This window comes from Streptomyces sp. NPDC088794, assembly GCF_044750545.1.
Classification (GTDB): Bacteria; Actinomycetota; Actinomycetes; order Streptomycetales; family Streptomycetaceae; genus Streptomyces.
Window position 1 is genome coordinate 54091 of the sequence record NZ_JBIVKB010000013.1, and the last position, 15705, is coordinate 69795.

Annotated in this window: 13 protein-coding genes; 7 read left to right on the forward strand and 6 right to left on the reverse strand. The window is 71.0% G+C overall.

Annotation, left to right across the window (positions count from 1 at the left end):
- Positions 1 to 11 precede the first annotated feature (11 nt).
- Genes ACIP6U_RS31695 through ACIP6U_RS31705 form a run of 3 tightly spaced genes read right to left on the reverse strand, consistent with a single transcriptional unit; the run spans position 12 to position 5016 of the window.
- The gene (locus ACIP6U_RS31695; protein ID WP_401724944.1) at positions 12 to 3575 is read right to left on the reverse strand and encodes a 5-oxoprolinase/urea amidolyase family protein; all 3564 of its coding nucleotides are present in this window, start codon (positions 3573 to 3575) and stop codon (positions 12 to 14) included.
- On the reverse strand, positions 3572 to 4195 hold the full coding sequence (locus tag ACIP6U_RS31700; RefSeq protein WP_401724947.1) for an urea amidolyase associated protein UAAP2: 624 nt from the start codon (positions 4193 to 4195) through the stop codon (positions 3572 to 3574). Before ACIP6U_RS31700 ends, ACIP6U_RS31695 begins: the two co-directional genes overlap by 4 nt.
- Positions 4192 to 5016 carry an urea amidolyase associated protein UAAP1 gene (locus ACIP6U_RS31705; RefSeq protein ID WP_401724950.1) on the reverse strand — a complete coding sequence of 275 codons (825 nt, stop codon included), beginning with the start codon at positions 5014 to 5016 and terminating at the stop codon, positions 4192 to 4194. Before ACIP6U_RS31705 ends, ACIP6U_RS31700 begins: the two co-directional genes overlap by 4 nt.
- A gap of 189 nt (positions 5017 to 5205) precedes the next feature.
- Between ACIP6U_RS31705 and ACIP6U_RS31710 the strand changes: the two genes are divergently transcribed.
- The 6 genes from ACIP6U_RS31710 to ACIP6U_RS31735 all read left to right on the forward strand — a co-directional run bounded on the left by ACIP6U_RS31710 (position 5206) and on the right by ACIP6U_RS31735 (position 10685).
- A complete protein-coding gene (locus ACIP6U_RS31710; protein WP_185146351.1) occupies positions 5206 to 5832 on the forward strand; it encodes a TetR/AcrR family transcriptional regulator in 627 nt (208 codons plus the stop codon).
- Positions 5833 to 6084: 252 nt separating this feature from the next.
- A complete protein-coding gene (locus ACIP6U_RS31715; protein ID WP_401724953.1) occupies positions 6085 to 7674 on the forward strand; it encodes a sensor histidine kinase in 1590 nt (529 codons plus the stop codon).
- Positions 7671 to 8078, forward strand: coding sequence for a roadblock/LC7 domain-containing protein (locus ACIP6U_RS31720; RefSeq protein WP_124002712.1), 408 nt, complete (start codon positions 7671 to 7673; stop codon positions 8076 to 8078). Before ACIP6U_RS31715 ends, ACIP6U_RS31720 begins: the two co-directional genes overlap by 4 nt.
- Complete coding sequence (locus ACIP6U_RS31725; RefSeq protein ID WP_401724955.1) at positions 8075 to 8524, forward strand: DUF742 domain-containing protein; 450 nt, start codon at positions 8075 to 8077, stop codon at positions 8522 to 8524. The genes ACIP6U_RS31720 and ACIP6U_RS31725 overlap by 4 nt, the downstream gene beginning before the upstream one ends.
- Complete coding sequence (locus ACIP6U_RS31730) at positions 8505 to 9125, forward strand: GTP-binding protein (RefSeq protein ID WP_401724957.1); 621 nt, start codon at positions 8505 to 8507, stop codon at positions 9123 to 9125. Before ACIP6U_RS31725 ends, ACIP6U_RS31730 begins: the two co-directional genes overlap by 20 nt.
- Before the next feature lie 54 nt (positions 9126 to 9179).
- Positions 9180 to 10685 (forward strand): cytochrome P450, encoded by a 1506-nt coding sequence (locus ACIP6U_RS31735; RefSeq protein WP_401724959.1) that lies wholly within the window; start codon positions 9180 to 9182, stop codon positions 10683 to 10685.
- On the opposite strand, the gene ACIP6U_RS31740 is transcribed toward ACIP6U_RS31735, so the two are convergent.
- The 3 genes from ACIP6U_RS31740 to ACIP6U_RS31750 form a co-directional block, all read right to left on the reverse strand.
- Positions 10679 to 11641 carry an RluA family pseudouridine synthase gene (locus tag ACIP6U_RS31740; RefSeq protein WP_401724961.1) on the reverse strand — a complete coding sequence of 321 codons (963 nt, stop codon included), beginning with the start codon at positions 11639 to 11641 and terminating at the stop codon, positions 10679 to 10681. The two genes, ACIP6U_RS31735 and ACIP6U_RS31740, sit on opposite strands and share 7 nt — an antisense overlap.
- Positions 11642 to 11680: 39 nt before the next feature.
- Entirely contained in the window at positions 11681 to 12913 is a 1233-nt protein-coding gene (locus ACIP6U_RS31745) for a Cmx/CmrA family chloramphenicol efflux MFS transporter (protein ID WP_401725588.1), read from the reverse strand.
- Between the two features lie 234 nt (positions 12914 to 13147).
- Positions 13148 to 14731, reverse strand: a complete 1584-nt coding sequence (locus ACIP6U_RS31750) for an amino acid permease (RefSeq protein WP_401724963.1) — start codon at positions 14729 to 14731, stop codon at positions 13148 to 13150.
- Positions 14732 to 15009: 278 nt separating this feature from the next.
- Between ACIP6U_RS31750 and ACIP6U_RS31755 the strand changes: the two genes are divergently transcribed.
- Positions 15010 to 15630: a PadR family transcriptional regulator gene (locus tag ACIP6U_RS31755; protein ID WP_401725590.1), complete on the forward strand. Its 621-nt coding sequence runs from the start codon at positions 15010 to 15012 to the stop codon at positions 15628 to 15630.
- The last annotated feature ends 75 nt before the right edge of the window (positions 15631 to 15705 follow it).

Below are 15705 nucleotides of genomic sequence, written 5' to 3' on the forward strand. Positions count from 1 at the left end.
GTGCTCCTCGACTATCGGTCGGTGGCCGGAGCGAGGACGACGAGTGCCGTCCCCGCCTCCACCTGGTCGCCCGGCCTGGCCAGGATCTCCGCCACCACGCCGTCGACCGGCGCGTGCACCCTGGACTCCATCTTCATCGCCTCCAGCGCGAGGAGCGGCTGGCCGGCCGTCACCTCGTCACCGGGTTCTACGTTCAACTGCCATACGGAGGCCGCGAATTCGGCCTCGATCAGCCGGCCGCCCGGTGGCACGGTCACCTCGGCCTGGGGCGCGGCCGGTGCGGCGGCCGCCTCCGCGCGGGTGAACTCGCCGGCCGCTTCCCAGGCGTCCCGCTCGGTGGCGAAGGCCGCCTGCTGCCGTGACCTGAACTCCGCTATGGAATGGGCGTGTTCGGCGAGGAAGTCCTCGTATGCGGCCAGTGAGAAGGTGCCCTCCTCGATGCGCGGGACGAACCGGCCGGAGATGATGTCGGCCCGCAGGTCGAGGAGTTCGTCCGCGTCGACCGGATACCACTTGATGCGGTCGAAGAACCGCAGCAGCCAGGGCGAGCCCGGTTCGAAGGCGCCGCGCTGCTGCCACCCCGACCACACCTGGGTCGTCCGGCCCACGAACTGGTAGCCGCCCGGGCCCTCCATGCCGTAGATGCAGAGGTAGGCGCCGCCGATGCCGACGGAGTTCTCGGCCGTCCAGGTGCGGGCCGGGTTGTACTTGGTCGTCACCAGGCGGTGGCGCGGGTCGAGCGGGGTGGCGACCGGGGCGCCCAAGTAGACGTCGCCCAGGCCCAGTACGAGGTACTCGGCGTCGAAGACCGTGCGGTAGACGTCGTCGACCGACTCCAGGCCGTTGACCCGGCGGATGAACTCGATGTTCCAGGGGCACCAGGGAGCGTCGTCGCGGACGCCCGCCATGTAGCGGGCGATGGCCTCGCGAGTGGCCGGGTCGTCCCAGGAGAGGGGGAGGTGGACCGTGCGGGAGGGGACGATCAGTTGGTCCGTGGGCGGGAGGACCGCCGCTATCTCCCTTACGGAGGTCAGGAGTTCGGCTTGGAGGAGGCGGGTCGGGTCCGTCTGGATCTGGAGGGAACGGATGCCCGGGGTGAGGTCGATGACGCCCTCGAAGTCGGCCTCCGTCACCGCCTCCATCAGGGCGTGGACGCGCATGCGCTGCGCCAGGTCCAACTGCATGGGGCCGAATTCGACGAGGAGGTTGTCGTCGCCGCTGCGGCGGAAGGTGACATCGCCGTCCCGGGCCAGGATTCCCCCGTCCACGATGTCGGCGCGGGGCGAGCCGTCGACGTTCACCGGGCGGAAGCGGACCGTGTCGCCGGGCCTGAACTGGCCCAGTTTCCAGCGCTCTTGGCTGATGACCGTCGCCGGACAGACGAAGCCGCCGAGGGACGGGCCGTCGGGACCGAGCAGGACCGGCATGTCGCCCGTGTAGTCGACGGCGCCGACCGAGTACGGGGTGTCGTGGATGTTGGACGGGTGCAGGCCCGCCTCACCGCCGTCCGTGCGCGCCCAGCGGGGCTTCGGGCCGACCAGTCGGACGCCCGTGCGCGCCGAGTTGAAGTGGACCTTCCAGTCGGCCGCGTAGAAGTCGTGGATGTCGTCCTCGGTGAAGAACTCCGGCGCCGCGTGCGGGCCTTCGACCGCCGCCACGTCCCATACGGTGCCGAAGGCCGGACGGTCGGCGGACGGTACCGGAGCGCCCTCGGCGAGTGCGCCGCCGTGCAGGACGTCACCCGTGCGCAGCGCCCGGCCGCCGTGGCCGCCGAACCTGCCCAGCGTGAAGGTGCTCGCGCTGCCGAGGAAGGCGGGGACGTCCAGGCCGCCGCCCCCGAACAGGACGTACGTCCGCAGGCCGTGCCGTGACGGGGTGCCGATCTCCAGGACGGCTCCGGACGGGACCGTCACCGGCTCCCACTGCGCGACCGGCGTGCCGTCGACCGTCACCGGGGCCGGGGCGCCCGTCACGCACACGGTCGTCGCGTGCGTGAACCTCAACGTCGGTCCCTGGAGCGTGCATTCGAGCCCGGGCGCGCCCTCGTGGTTGCCCAGGGCCCAGTTCCCGAGCCGGAAGGAGCGGTCGTCCATCGGGCCGCACGGGGGCACGCCGACCTGCCAGTAGCCGGTGCGGCCCGGCCAGTCCTGGACCGTGGTGAGCGTGCCGCCGGTCACCACCTCGACACGCGGGGTCGGGTCGGTCACCGCGGCCAGGGTGGCCGTGGAGTGCGTGGCCGCGCCGAAGTCCCGGTCGGCCAGCGCGGCCCGGACCAGGCCCAGGTTGGTCTCGATGCCGTCGACGCGCGTGCGGGCCAGCGCCTCGTCGAGGCGGCGCAGGGCGTGGGCGCGGTCGGGGCCGTACGCGATGACCTTCGCGAGCATCGGGTCGTACGACGTCGTCACCTCGGTGCCGGTCTCCACCCAGCCGTCCACGCGGACCCCCGTCGGGAACTCCACCCGCGTCAACAGGCCCGCGCTGGGCCGGTGTTCGCGGGAGGGGTCCTCGGCGTAGACGCGGGCCTCGACGGCGTGGCCGCGGGGCGGGCCCGGATCGCGGACGACGTCCGGGTCGCCGCCGGCCAGGCGGAGCATCCAGGCGACCAGGTCGACGCCGTAGATCTCCTCGGTGACCGGATGTTCCACCTGGAGACGGGTGTTGACCTCCAGGAAGTAGGCCGCCTCGCGGGCGGCGTCGTAGACGAACTCGACGGTGCCGGCCGAGCGGTAGCCGACGGAGGCGCACAAGTCGCGGGCCGAGGTGGCGAGTCGGGTGCGGACGTGGTCGGGCAGTCCCGGGGCCGGGGCCTCCTCGACGACCTTCTGGTTGCGGCGTTGCAGGGAGCAGTCGCGGTCGCCGAAGGTGACGACCTTGCCCTCGCCGTCGCCGAAGACCTGCACCTCGACATGGCGGGCGTGCTCCACCAGGCGCTCCAGGAAGACACCGGCGGAGGAGAAGGAGGCGGCGGCGACGCGCTGCACCCGCTCCCAGGCATCGGTCAGCTCGGCGGCCGACCGGCAGGCCGACATGCCGATACCGCCACCGCCGCCGGTGGCCTTCAGCATGACGGGGTAGCCGATCAGGGCGGCCTGGGCGAGTGCCTCGTCCAGGTCCGCCAACAGTCCGGTGCCCGGGGCCAGTTGCACCCCCGCGGCCTCGGCCGCCGCGCGTGCCGTGTGCTTGGCGCCGAACAGCTCCAGCTGTTCCGGCGTCGGGCCCACGAACACGATCCCGGCGTCCTCGCAGCGCCGCGCGAACGCCGCGTCCTCGGACAGGAACCCGTAGCCCGGGTGGATGGCGCCGGCGCCCGCGTCCTTGGCCGCCCTCAGCACCAGGTCGGCGTCGAGGTAGGACTCCTTCGCGGGCGCGGGGCCGAGCCGGACCGCCTCGTCGGCGAGCCGGACGTGCGGGGCCGAGCGGTCGGGGTCGGAGTACACGGCGACCGTGCGCAGGCCGAGTTCGCGGGCGGTGCGGATGACGCGGACCGCGATCTCGCCGCGGTTGGCGACCAGGAGGGTGTCGAAGGCGAGGGGCGCGGTGCCGGAGGCGGGCCTCGGGTGCGGGGCGGCGGTCATGCCGGGGCTCCGGTGATCGTCATCTCCACCGCCGTCGGGTCGAAGCCGTTGCAGGGGTTGTTGATCTGGGGGCAGTTGGAGACCAGGACCAGGACGTCGCGTTCGGCGCGCAGGGTCAGTTTGAGGCCCGGTGCGGAGATGCCGTCGACGATGCCGAGCGTGCCGTCCTGTTCGACCGGCACGTTCATGTACCAGTTGATGTTGGAGACCAAGTCCCGTTTGCCCAGGCCGTACTTGGCGCCCTCGGTCAGGAAGTTGTCCACGCACGCGTGCTGCGACCAGGTGTGGTGGCCGTAGCGCAGGGTGTTGGACTCCTTGGAGCAGGCGCCGCCGACCGTGTCGTGGCGGCCCACCTCGTCGTCGGTCACGGTCATCAAGGGGGTGTGCTCGTTGGACATGAGCACGCTGCCGGTGGTGAGGAAGAGGTTGCCCTGTGCCTGGATGGTGTCGGGCGCGCTGTAGCGGACCGACGTGTCGTGGGCGTCGTAGACGAGGAAGTCGACGGCCTGGTTGCCGTGCAGGTCGGTGACGGTGAGCGTCCCGCCCGCGCGGATGACGGCGGACCAGGCGGCCCGGGCCGGCACTTCCACGGTCTTCACGGGTGTCTCCACGGTCGTCATGCGAGCCCCCTCGCGGCGACGAAATCGGCGGTGTTCAGGAAGGCGCGGCGGCCCTCCGGGGAGGCGTCCCACAGCGGGTCGCCGGGCGTGGTCGGCGCGGCGCGCCAGGCGAGGGCCTCCAGCGCGGTGCTGACGTAGTCGGGGCGCGGGTCGGCCGGGTGCGGCACGTTGGCGATCAGCACGGTGACGTCCTGCTCGGCGCGCAGGGTGACGCTGCCGCCGGGGCCGATGGAGCCGGTGAAGTCGAGGGCGCCGTCCTCGGCGATCCGTACGCCCTGGAAGAAGGAGAGCGAGGGTGGCAGATCGCGGGGTTCGAGGCCGTTCTTCGCGGCCGCCAGCTTGAACAGCTCCCGGCCTGCCGGGGAGTTGGACTGCGGGGTGCCGTCGCCGTACCGCTCGCTGTTGCGGACCAGGGTGGAGGTGCCGCACAGCGCGTCGTGGCGGCCGGAGGTGTCGGTGACGACGCTCGCCAGGACACGGCCCTGGTCGGACAGGAGCAACTGCCCCTCGCCCAGGTAGGCGTTCCACTGGACCTTCACCGTGTCGGCGACGTTGAGCCGCTCCCAGGGCCGGTCGGCCGCGTACAGCAGCAGGTGCGCGCAGGCGTCGCCCCGGAGGTCGGTCAGGCGCAGTTCGGTGCCGCGGGCCAGCACGCGGTGCGTGTAGTTGCCGCCCGCGACCGTCTCGGCCCACACCAGGTGGCCGGCCGCGCAGGGCGGGTCCGGCCAGTCGGCGGCCGGCACGACGGGCATGGCCTCGGCGCGGGTGCCCTCCTGGGCACGGGCGTGGGCGCGGGCTCCGTACGTGGTACCTGTCGCCATCGCGTGACCTCCGACTCCGGGGTTGGGTCTGGGTGGGGTGTCTCTGTTCCGGGGCTATTTCTGTCGCTCGACAGAAATTAGGAGGCGGGCGGGTCGCCGGGATTGCCCGCGCGTTGCCGCTCGGTTACCGAGCCCTCACCAAGATCGCCTCGGAGCCGTCGCGGGATGCCGTGTGCGAGGATCGAAACCATGGGAGCGACAGGTGGACGCCGGGTCGGCCGGCCGCGCGCCGCGCAGCGGCCGGACAGCGGCCTCCAGCCGCGTGACGAACTGCTCACCGCCGCCGCCGAGTTGTTCACCACCCGGGGGTACGCCGCCACCACCACCCGTGCGGTCGCCGAGCGCGCGGGCATGCGGCAGGCGTCCATGTACCACTACGTCTCCGGCAAGGAGGAGCTGCTCGCCGAGCTCCTGGAGTCCACGGTCACGCCCTCGCTGACGTACGCCCGTGAGCTGCTCGCCGACGACGTGACCCCGGCCGGGGACCGGCTCTGGGAGCTGTGCCGGACCGACGTGGAGCTGCTGTGTGGCGGCCCGCACAACCTCGGCGGCCTCTATCTGCTGCCCGAGGTGCGCGCCGAGCGGTTCGCGGGATTCCACGCCGTGCGCGCCGAACTCAAGGACGCCTACCGGCAGTTGCTCGCCGCGACCGAGGCCGGGGGTGCGCTCGCCAAGAGCGAGCTGGATCTGCGGACGGACCTGTTGTTCGGGTTGATCGAGGGTGTGATCCTCGTGCACCGCTCGGACCCGGAGCGGCCGGTGTCGGCCTTTGCCGAAGCGACCGCCGACGCGGCTCTGCGCATCGCCGGAATCTGACCTTCACTCCTCACGGTGAGTGGTTTTCGTACGCCTGTACGCCGTAACCGAACGTGTGCGAATGGCGTCTCTGCGTGTAAATGCAGCCGAGGGTACTCCTGTTGCGTGGGCGATTTCAGGTGGTTGCTGAATATGACACGGCGATGATCCGGTCGGACTAAGCTCGCCCGCAGCGCACCGAGTTGAGATGTATTCGTGCGCTTGTTCCCCATATGTGCGACTCCCCCCGTCGATCTGTTTCAGAGGGCCTACATGGTGAGTGTTCAATCCCCGCCCGGGCGCCGCGAACTTCCTTACGCGCGCGTGCTGTTGCTGCCCGCCATAGCGATGGCCGCGGCGACCGGAGCCGCCGTCGCCGTGGTGACCGAGCCGGCCCGCGCGGCTGTCGGTTGGTGCGGCGCCGTCGCCACGCTCCTGGTGATCGCGACGGCGGCCGAAGCGGTACGACGCGGCCGAGCCCTGCGGAACCAGCGCGAGGAGAGCGGCCGTCACACTGCGTATCTGGAACGGCGGGTCTCCCTGCACGAACAGGAGATGCTCCGCTTCGCTCACGAGATCGCACCCGCCGCGCTCCAGCGGATGCGGGCCGGGAATTCCCCCGGAGAGGTGATTCGCCAGCTCCGCGACATCGACCCCTCCTACGGCGAACTCCCTCAAGGACAGGTCCGGCTGCTGAAGACGGTGCTCGACATCATCGACCGCGAGGAAGCCATTCGGGACTCCTCGCAGCGCTCCTTCGTCGACGTCGCCCGGCGCGTCCAGGCGATCGTGCACCAACAGGCCAAGGAACTCCGGGAGATGGAGGAGGACCACGGCCGCAACCCGGAGGTCTTCGACGACCTCCTGCGCATCGACCACGGCACCGCGCTGATCGGCCGTCTCGCCGACTCCGTCGCGGTGCTCGGCGGCGGCCGCCCCGGCCGTCAGTGGCCGGCCCCGGTGACCCTCTACAGCACCCTGCGCGGCGCCATGTCCCGCATCCTGGAGTACCGGCGCATCTCGCTGGACTCCATCGCCCACGTCAACATCCGCGGCATCTCCGTCGAGCCGGTCATCCACGCCTGCGCCGAACTCCTCGACAACGCCACGCGCTACTCGCCGCCGCAGACCAAGGTGCACGTCACCGCCACCGAGGTGCAGACCGGCATCGCCATCGAGATCGAGGACGCCGGTGTCAGCCTCAGCGAGGAGGCCCGCGCCAAGACCGAGGCCATGCTGGAGCGCGCCAAGGCCGGCGTCGACCTCCAGGACCTCGGCGAGAACCCGCGCCTGGGCCTCGCCGTCGTGGGCCGCCTGTGCAAGGCGTACGACATGCAGATCTCGCTGCGTTCCTCGGCGTACGGCGGTGTCCGCGCCGTCCTGGTCGTGCCGCGCGTGATGATGACCACCGACCCCGCGCCCGGCCTCGCCCACGGCGTCGGCGCCACCGGCTCGCCCAGGCCCGAACTCGGTGCGCTCGAAGGTCCCAAGCGCGCGCCGAAGAAGCGGCGCCCCACCAGTCCGCGCATCCCGGCCGGCGTGTCCATGGAGGACGAGGTCTCCGAGGTCACCGAGTGGACCGCCAACGGCCTGCCGCAGCGCCGCAGTCGGGTCAAGACCCCGCTCAGTCAGCGGCTCGCCGAACAGGCCGCCATCGAACGGGCCGAGCGGGAGGGCAACCCGACCGTCTGGTCCACGCCCAAGGCCGAGCCCGAGCCGGAGAAGAAGGACGAACCCGAACCCGGCCTGTGGGTCGAGGCGTTCTGGGACGGACTCAAGGGCATGCCGGACCCGTTCGACACCCCCCAGCCGACCAACGAGCCGGCCCGAGTTGAGGCCGACGACGAGAGGGACCCCAAGTGATCCAGCAGCGAGCCAACTTCGACTGGATGCTCAAGGACCTCGCCGACGGGGTACCGGGCATCGAGATGATCGTGGTGCTCTCCGCCGACGGCCTGCGCATCGCTCGCTACGGCGGTGATCCGGACGCGGCCGACCGCGTCGCCGCGGCCTGCGCGGGGCTGCAGAGCCTGGCGGGTGCCGTGGCCCAGGAGATCCCGGACAGCGACGGCCGGATGAAGCTGGTCATCATCGAGATCAACGGCGGCTACTTCTACCTGATGGCCGCGGGCGCCAACGCCTACCTCGCGGTCCTCTCCGACGTCGTCGCCGAACCCGGACTGATGAGCAACCGCATGCGCGACCTCGTCGTGCGCATCGGAGCCCACCTCACCAGTCCGCCCAGGCGCAACGGGCAGACCGTATGACTCCTCCGCAACGCCGACGGCGACATCCCAAGGAAGAACCGCCCCTCAAACCCAAAGAGGTCATCGAGAGCAAGCAGGGCGGCGGCGAGGGCGACCAGGGCGGCGAGGGCAAGCAGGGTGACGAGAAGGCGCCGGAACGGCTGTACGTGGTCGCCGGACGAGACGGCGAGCGCGCCGACCTCGACCTGGTCACCCTCATCGTGGCGCACTCCGACCCGTCGCCCTCCTCCACGCCCGAGCAGACGACGATGCTCCGGCTCTGTTCCGCCCCGCTCTCGGTGGCCGAGCTCTCGGCGTATCTCAGGCTGCCGTTCAGCGTGGTGACCGTGCTGCTCACCGAGATGCTGACGGCCGAGCTGGTGGTGGCGCGCGCCCCGATCGTCCGGCAGGCGCTCCCCGACCGTTCCCTCCTCGAAGCGGTGATGCATGGACTTCAAAGGCTCTGACACCGTCCCCGGCCCGCGCACCGAGGACCACCTGCCGCACACGGCCCAGGCCGCGGCGAAGATCGTGATCGTGGGCGGCTTCGGAGTCGGCAAGACGACCATGGTCGGCTCGGTCAGCGAGATCAGGCCGCTGACCACCGAGGAGACCATGACGCAGGCCGGCGTCGGGGTCGACGACAACTACGGCTCCGAGTCCAAGACGGCCACCACCGTCGCCATGGACTTCGGCCGCATCAGCATCACCGAGAAGCTGGTGCTGTACCTCTTCGGCACACCCGGCCAGGAGCGCTTCTGGTTCCTGTGGAACGGCCTGTTCGAGGGCGCGCTGGGCGCGGTCGTACTGATCGACACCCGCCGCCTGGAGGTCAGCTTCGACGTCATAGGGCGACTGGAGGAGCGTGGTGTGCCGTTCGTCGTCGCCGTCAACTCCTTCCCGGACGGGCCCCGTTACCCCGTGGCGGATCTGCGCGCCGCGCTCGACCTGGCGGAGGAGATCCCGATCATCGAGTGCGATGTGCGCCGCCGGGCCTCCAGCCGGGACGTCCTGATGACCCTCATGCGCTTCCTGCACTCGATGGCCATGACGGGCGCCCTCACCTGACCCCCCGATTCAGCCCGACCCCCCAGACAACGGATCCCCTTCGGAGCGACCACCGTGACGCCTGAACCCCACTCCCTCACCGGTACGGACGACCCCACGCTCGGCCCGCCGCCCGGCTGTCCCGCCCACAACCGCGGCCCCGGGGGACTGCACCGGCTCTACGGTCCCGAGGCGGAGGACCTGGCCTCCCTGTACGAGCGACTGCGCGAGGAACACGGCCCGGTGGCACCCGTGCTGCTCCACGACGACGTGCCGATGTGGGTGGTGCTCGGGCACACCGAGAACCTCCATGTGGTGCGTACGCCCTCGCAGTTCTGCCGGGACAGCCGCATCTGGTCCCCGCTCCAGGAGGGCATGGTCAAGCCCGACCACCCGCTGATGCCGCACATCGCCTGGGAGCCCATCTGCTCCTACGCGGAGGGCGACGAACACCTGCGGCTGCGCGGCGCGGTCACCGGCGCCATCTCGACCATCGACCACCGCGGCACCCGCCGGCACATCAACCGCGCCACCCAGCGCCTGGTCAACCAGTTCTGCGAGACCGGCCACGCCGACCTCGTCAGCGACTTCGCCGAGCACCTGCCGATGGCCGTGATGTGCGAGATCCTCGGCATGCCCGAGGAGTACAACGACCGGATGGTGCAGGCCACCCGCGACATGCTCAGGGGCACCGAGACCGCGATCGCCAGCCACGGCTACGTCCTCGGCGCACTGCAACGGCTGACCGTACGCCGGCGACAGCAGCCCGAGGAGGACTTCGCCAGCCAGCTCATCGGCCACCCGGCCAGGCTCACCGACGACGAGGTCACCAAGCACCTGTGGGTCGTCCTCATGGCCGCGTACGAGGCCACCGTCAACCTCATCGCCAACGTGCTGCGCATGGTGCTGACCGATCCGCGCTTCCGGGCCCAACTCAGCGGCGGCCAGATGACGGTGCAGGAAGCGGTCGAGCAGTCCCTGTGGGACGAGCCGCCGTTCAGCACCGTCTTCGCCTACTACGCCAAGCACGACACGGAGTTGGGCGGTCAGCGCATCCGCAAGGGCGACGGACTGCTCTTCGGCGTCGCGCCGGGCAACGTCGACCCGCGCGTCCGTCCCGACCTCCGCGCCAACATGCAGGGCAACCGGTCCCATCTCGCCTTCGGCGGCGGCCCGCACGAGTGCCCGGGGCAGGACATCGCGCGTGGCATCGCCGTCACCGGCGTGGACGCGCTGCTGATGCGCCTGCCGGACGTCCAACTCGACTGCGACGAGGAGGACTTGACCTGGACGCACTCGATCGCCTCGCGGCACCTGGTGGAACTGCCGGTCTACTTCGACCCGAAGCCGCCGCAGGACATCATGCAGAAGCCGGGCCACGCTCCCGTCCCGCCGCAGCGCGCCAACTGGCAGGTCGGCACCACGCACACCGAGCCGTCGACTCCCGTGGCGGCGGCGCCGGTCGTGGAACCGCGGCCGGTCGCCCCGCCGCCGCAGCAGGCGCCCGCGCCGACGCCGGAACGCGTCCAGGGGCTGAGCGCCTGGCAGCGCTTCCTGCGCTGGTGGCGCGGCGGCTACTGACCGTCCTGGTCGTCCCAATCGTCGTACGAGGACCAGGCTTCGAGCGTGCGCGTGCTCCGCAGCCGGTGCTCGACCCCCGTGACCGGATCGGTGAACTCCATCGCCCGCGCCAGCAGTTGGAGCGGGCGCCGGAAGTCACCGGCCGGCACGGGGTCGGCCACGTCGGGGTAGAGCGGGTCGCCGAGAATGGGTACGCCGAGCCGGTTCATGTGGACGCGCAGCTGATGCGTCTGTCCCGTGGCGGGCAGCAGCCGGTACCGCGCGATCCCGTACTCCTTCCGCCGCTCCACGAGTTCGACACGGCTCACGGCGTTGGGCTCGCCGTCGACCTCGTAGGCGGCCAGCACCCCTCGCTCCTTGACGATCCGACTGCGCACGGTTCGAGGGAGTTCGAGCCCGGGATCGTACGGAGCCACCGCCTCGTACTCCTTGCGCACCAGCTTGTCGCGGAACAGCGACTGATACGCCCCGCGGTCCTCCGGCCGCACCGTGAACAGCACCAGCCCGGCGGTGAGCCGGTCCAGCCGGTGCGCGGCACCCAGCGCCGGGATGCCCAACTCCCGGCGCAGTCGCGCCAACGCGGTCTCGGTGACGTGGCTGCCGCGCGGGGTGGTGGCCAGGAAGTGCGGCTTGTCGGCGACGACGAGGTGCTCGTCCCGGTACACGACGTCCAGCGTGAACGGCACGGGCACCTCGGCGGGCAACTCCCGGTGGAACCACACGAACATCCCCGGCACGTACGCGGCTTCCGGCGCCACGGCCCGCCCGTCGACCCCGACGACCTCCCCCGCGTCGAACATCCCGTCGACGACCCCCACCCCGGCACCGCTCAGCCGCTCGACGAGATACCCCCGCACGGTGGCCCAGGGTCCTTCCTGGGGCAGCTTCACGCGCACCGGGTCGACGCCCTGGCGTTGAGGGAGGGGGGAGGGGGGAATGCGGGGTTTGCGTTTCATCAGAGGGCCAGCGTACGAGGAGCGGGAGCGGATTCGGGATCAGGCGTACGGGGGCCGGCCGACGCGCAGGGGACCCAGCGCCCGGTAGGCGATCGGCAGGGCGAGCGCCACGAGGAGTCCGCTCGTCCACAGGGGGCCACGGTCTCCGGCCGGGGTGTCGAGGGTGGTCGCGGCGAGGAGGGGGCCGACGGCCGCGCCGACGTTGAGGGCGGCGGTGGCGTAGGAACCGGCCATGGTGGGGGCGCCGGTCGCTTCGTACAGGACGCGGGTGATGAGGGTGGCGCCCAGCGCGAACGACAGCGCGCCCTGTACGAGGACCAGGGGGAGCAGGGCGGCGGGCCGGTCGGCGAGCAGGGCCAGGGTCGGCCAGCCGATGAGGAGCAGGGGTCCGCCGACCGCGAGGACCACACCCGGGTGTCGGTCGGACAGCCGTCCGGCGAGGGTGACACCGGCGAGGGAGCCGATGCCGAAGAGGACCAGGACGACGGAGATCCACAGTCGGCCGAGGCCCGCGGTCTCGGTCACGACGGGGGCGAGGAAGGTGAAGCTGCCGAAGGTCGCCGCGTTGACCAGTGCGCCGAGCAGCATGACGAGGACCAGTCGCGGACGCGTGAGCTGCGCGAGCTCCGAACGCAGGGCGGGAGCGGGGGACTTGGCTCCCTGTTCGGCTTCCCGTTCGGCTTTCTGATCGGCTTCCCGATTGGCTTCCTGTGACGTGTGCGCCGGGATGCCTTTGAGGATGCCGACGGCCGCGGGTACGCAGAGCGCGGCGACGGCCCAGAACGTGGCCCGCCACCCGAGGAACGTACCGAGGAGCGATCCGCCCGGGACTCCGGCGATCGTGGCCACGGTCGTTCCGGAGAGCAGGACGGCCAGGGCGCGGCCCTTCTGGGCGGGCGGGACGAGGGCGGCCGCGGTGGTGAGGGCCACGGCGAGGAAGCCGGCGTTGGCGAGGGCGGCGATGACGCGGGTGACGAGGAGGAGGGGGAAGCCGGTGGTGGCGCCGCCAGTGGTGGCGCCTACGGCGTGGGCCGCCGCGAACACCAGGACGAACCCGAACAGGCAGGCGCGCGGCGGCCAGTTGCGGGAGACCGCGGCCATGAGCGGGGCGCCGACGGCCATGCCGACCGCGAAGGCCGAGGTGAGCGCGCCGGCCGCACCGACCGTCACACCGAGGTCCGAGGCGATGTCCGGCAACAGTCCGGCGAGCATGAACTCCGAGGTACCCATGGCGAAGACGGCCAGGGCGAGCAGATACAGAGGCAGATACAGGGACAGATGCGAGGGGCGAGGCATCGAGTTGCTCCGAGGTGAGGAGAGGCGCGAAAGGAGACGTCTCGTCACCGCGGTCAGCACCCGGCGAAGGGCATGCCGCGTCGTCGTCGACCGGTACCAGGGCGCATGCCGGTACCAGGACCAGGACTACGGATTCAGTGGCTGCGGGGGCTGACGGCGTGACCGAAAGCCCCCACCTTGGATGCCTCAGGGCTCGACATGTGCCGCAGGCTACCCGGCTTGCGTCCCTCCGAGCACCTCGGTTTCGGGGGCCGCGGATTCGGACGCCTCGGGCTGCGCGCCCACCCGCTGCCGTCCCGCGATCCGCCATGCCCAGCCCAGGCCGACGGTGACCGCGAGGAACAGCACCGTGAACCACTGGAAGTACCAATGCCCACCCGCCGGGTCGTACACCGCCGCCCGTGGCCACGCCAGGTTGATCGTCATCAGGAGGCCGTAGACGAGGGCGAGGGCGTTGATCGGGATGCCCCAGCGGCCCAGGGAGAAGAGTTTCGCGCCCTTCTCGTCGGTGCCGTCCGTCGTGAACTCGCCGCGTAGGCGGCGGAGCAGGAGGGGGCCCGTGACCATCGCGTAGGCCAGGTACAGCATCACGATGCAGGTGGTGCCGATGGCCAGGAAGGCTTCGGGGGAGGAGAAGTTGAGGAGGAGCAGGGCCGCTGCCAGGACGCCTACCACCAGGGCCGGGGCGCTGGGCATGCCGGTGCGGGGGTTGACTCGGGACAGGCGGGCGGCGAAGGGGAGTTGGCCGTCGCGGGCCATGGAGAAGAGCATGCGGCAGGCCGCCGTCTGGATGGCGAGGGTGGCCACCGCGATCGCGACGACCACGTCGGCGAGCAGGACCTTGCCGAAGCCGTCGCCGAGGCTGCTGGTGAGGACGTAGCTCAGGCCGTCGACCGAGAGCCGGCCGTCGGTGAGGCTGGGGGCGGCGAGCAGGCCGCCGAGGACGATCAGGCCGCCCAGCAGACCCGCGGCGCCGAGCGCGGTGAGGATGGTGCGGGGTGCCGTGCGGCGGGGGTCGTGTGTCTCCTCGCTCATCTCGCCCGCGCTGTCGAAGCCGATCATCACGTACGCCGCCGTGAACGAGCCCACCGCCAGCGCCCCGAACAGGCCCGACTGCGCCGCGCCCGTGGTGTGGAAGGTGATGCTCGGTGTGCGCTCGGAGTGGGTGAGCAGCAGGACGACGATGAGGACCGCGCCGATGATCTCCGCGGTCACGCCGACCCGGTTGATCAGGGACATCACACGGTTGTCGAGGATGTTCACCAGCGTGGTGAGCACCAGCAGGATCACGCCGAGCACGGCCGCGTTGGCCGCGCCGTCCGCCGAGGTCGGGGCGGGGTCGGTGCCGATCAGCTGGAAGCCCGACCAGATCGCCGGCAGCACCATCTGGAGCGCGAGGGCCGCGGCGGCCACCACCACGATCTGTCCGATCACCATGATCCAGCCGGCGAACCAGCCGAAGGTGAGGTTCGACAGGCGTGACGACCACTGGTAGATCGCGCCGGAGATCGGATAGCGCGCGGCCAGTTCGGCGAAGCAGGCGGCCACCAGCAGCTGGCCGACCAGGACCACCGGCCAGGCCCAGAAGAAGACGGGGCCGCCGAACGCGTACCCGAAGGCGAAGAACTGGAAGACGGTCGTCAGGACCGAGATGAAGGAGAAGCCCGCCGCGAAGGAGGCGTACCGGCCGAGGCTGCGGTGCAGTTCCTGGCGGTAGCCGAACTCGGCGAGGGAGTGGTCGTCGGGGGAGTGCGGCGGGTCGGGGCGTACGTCGGAGGGGACGGTTGTCGTCACGGCGGCACCTGCCTTCGGCGCGGGAGCGGAGTGTGGCGCGGGGGTCCTGTCGGCGACAGGGCGTGCGGAGTTCCTGTCAGGCGACAGAAATTAGGGAGGGGCTGTTTCGTACGCGTCACGCCGCCGTGTCCGCGGCGGGCCCAAGTCCTCACGCCCTTGCGTCATCACTCGGATCGCGATACATCGTGTATTGACGGTTGGCGCCACTCGCGATATGTTCGGCTACGAATATTCGATCTCGTGTGTACGAGGTCGGTGGCCGGATCGAGGAGACCGTCATGGCGGTGAAGCGCCGCAAGCTCAGCAACCCGCTCGCGCTCGCCGTGCTGGTGACCCTCTGGCAGAAGCCGATGCATCCGTACGAGATCGCCCAGACCCTGCGCCGTCAGGGCAAGGACACCAGCACGAAGATCAACTACGGCTCGCTCTACACGGTCGTGCAGAGTCTGGAGAAGCACGGCTTCGTCGAGGTCACCGACGTGGAGCGGCAGGGCAACCGGCCCGAGCGCACGGTCTACGGGCTCACCGAGGCCGGGCGCGTGGAGATGACCGAGTGGCTGTCGGACCTGGTGGCCGTCCCGGTCAAGGAGTACCCGATCTTCGAGACCGCGCTGTCGCTCATCGGCGCGCTGCCCCCCGACGACGCGGTCCGGTTGCTCGAAGAGCGGCTGCAGGGCCTCGACATGGAGGTCGTGAGCGGGCGGGCGGCGCTGGCGAAGCTCTGCGAGACGCTGCCGCGGATCTTTCTCGTCGAGGTCGAATACCAACTGCACATGGTCGAGGCGCAGGCGGAGTGGGTCCGCGGTCTCCTGGAGGAGATCGAGAAGGGCTCGTTGTCCGGCGTCGAGGGGTGGCGCACCTTCCACGAAACGGGGGAGCTGCCACCGGAGTTCACCTAACGAAACAGACCCCGGCAGGGCTGTTGGAGCAGCCCCGCCAGGGTCTCGAACCCCGAGCTGAATCCGCCGTGAGGC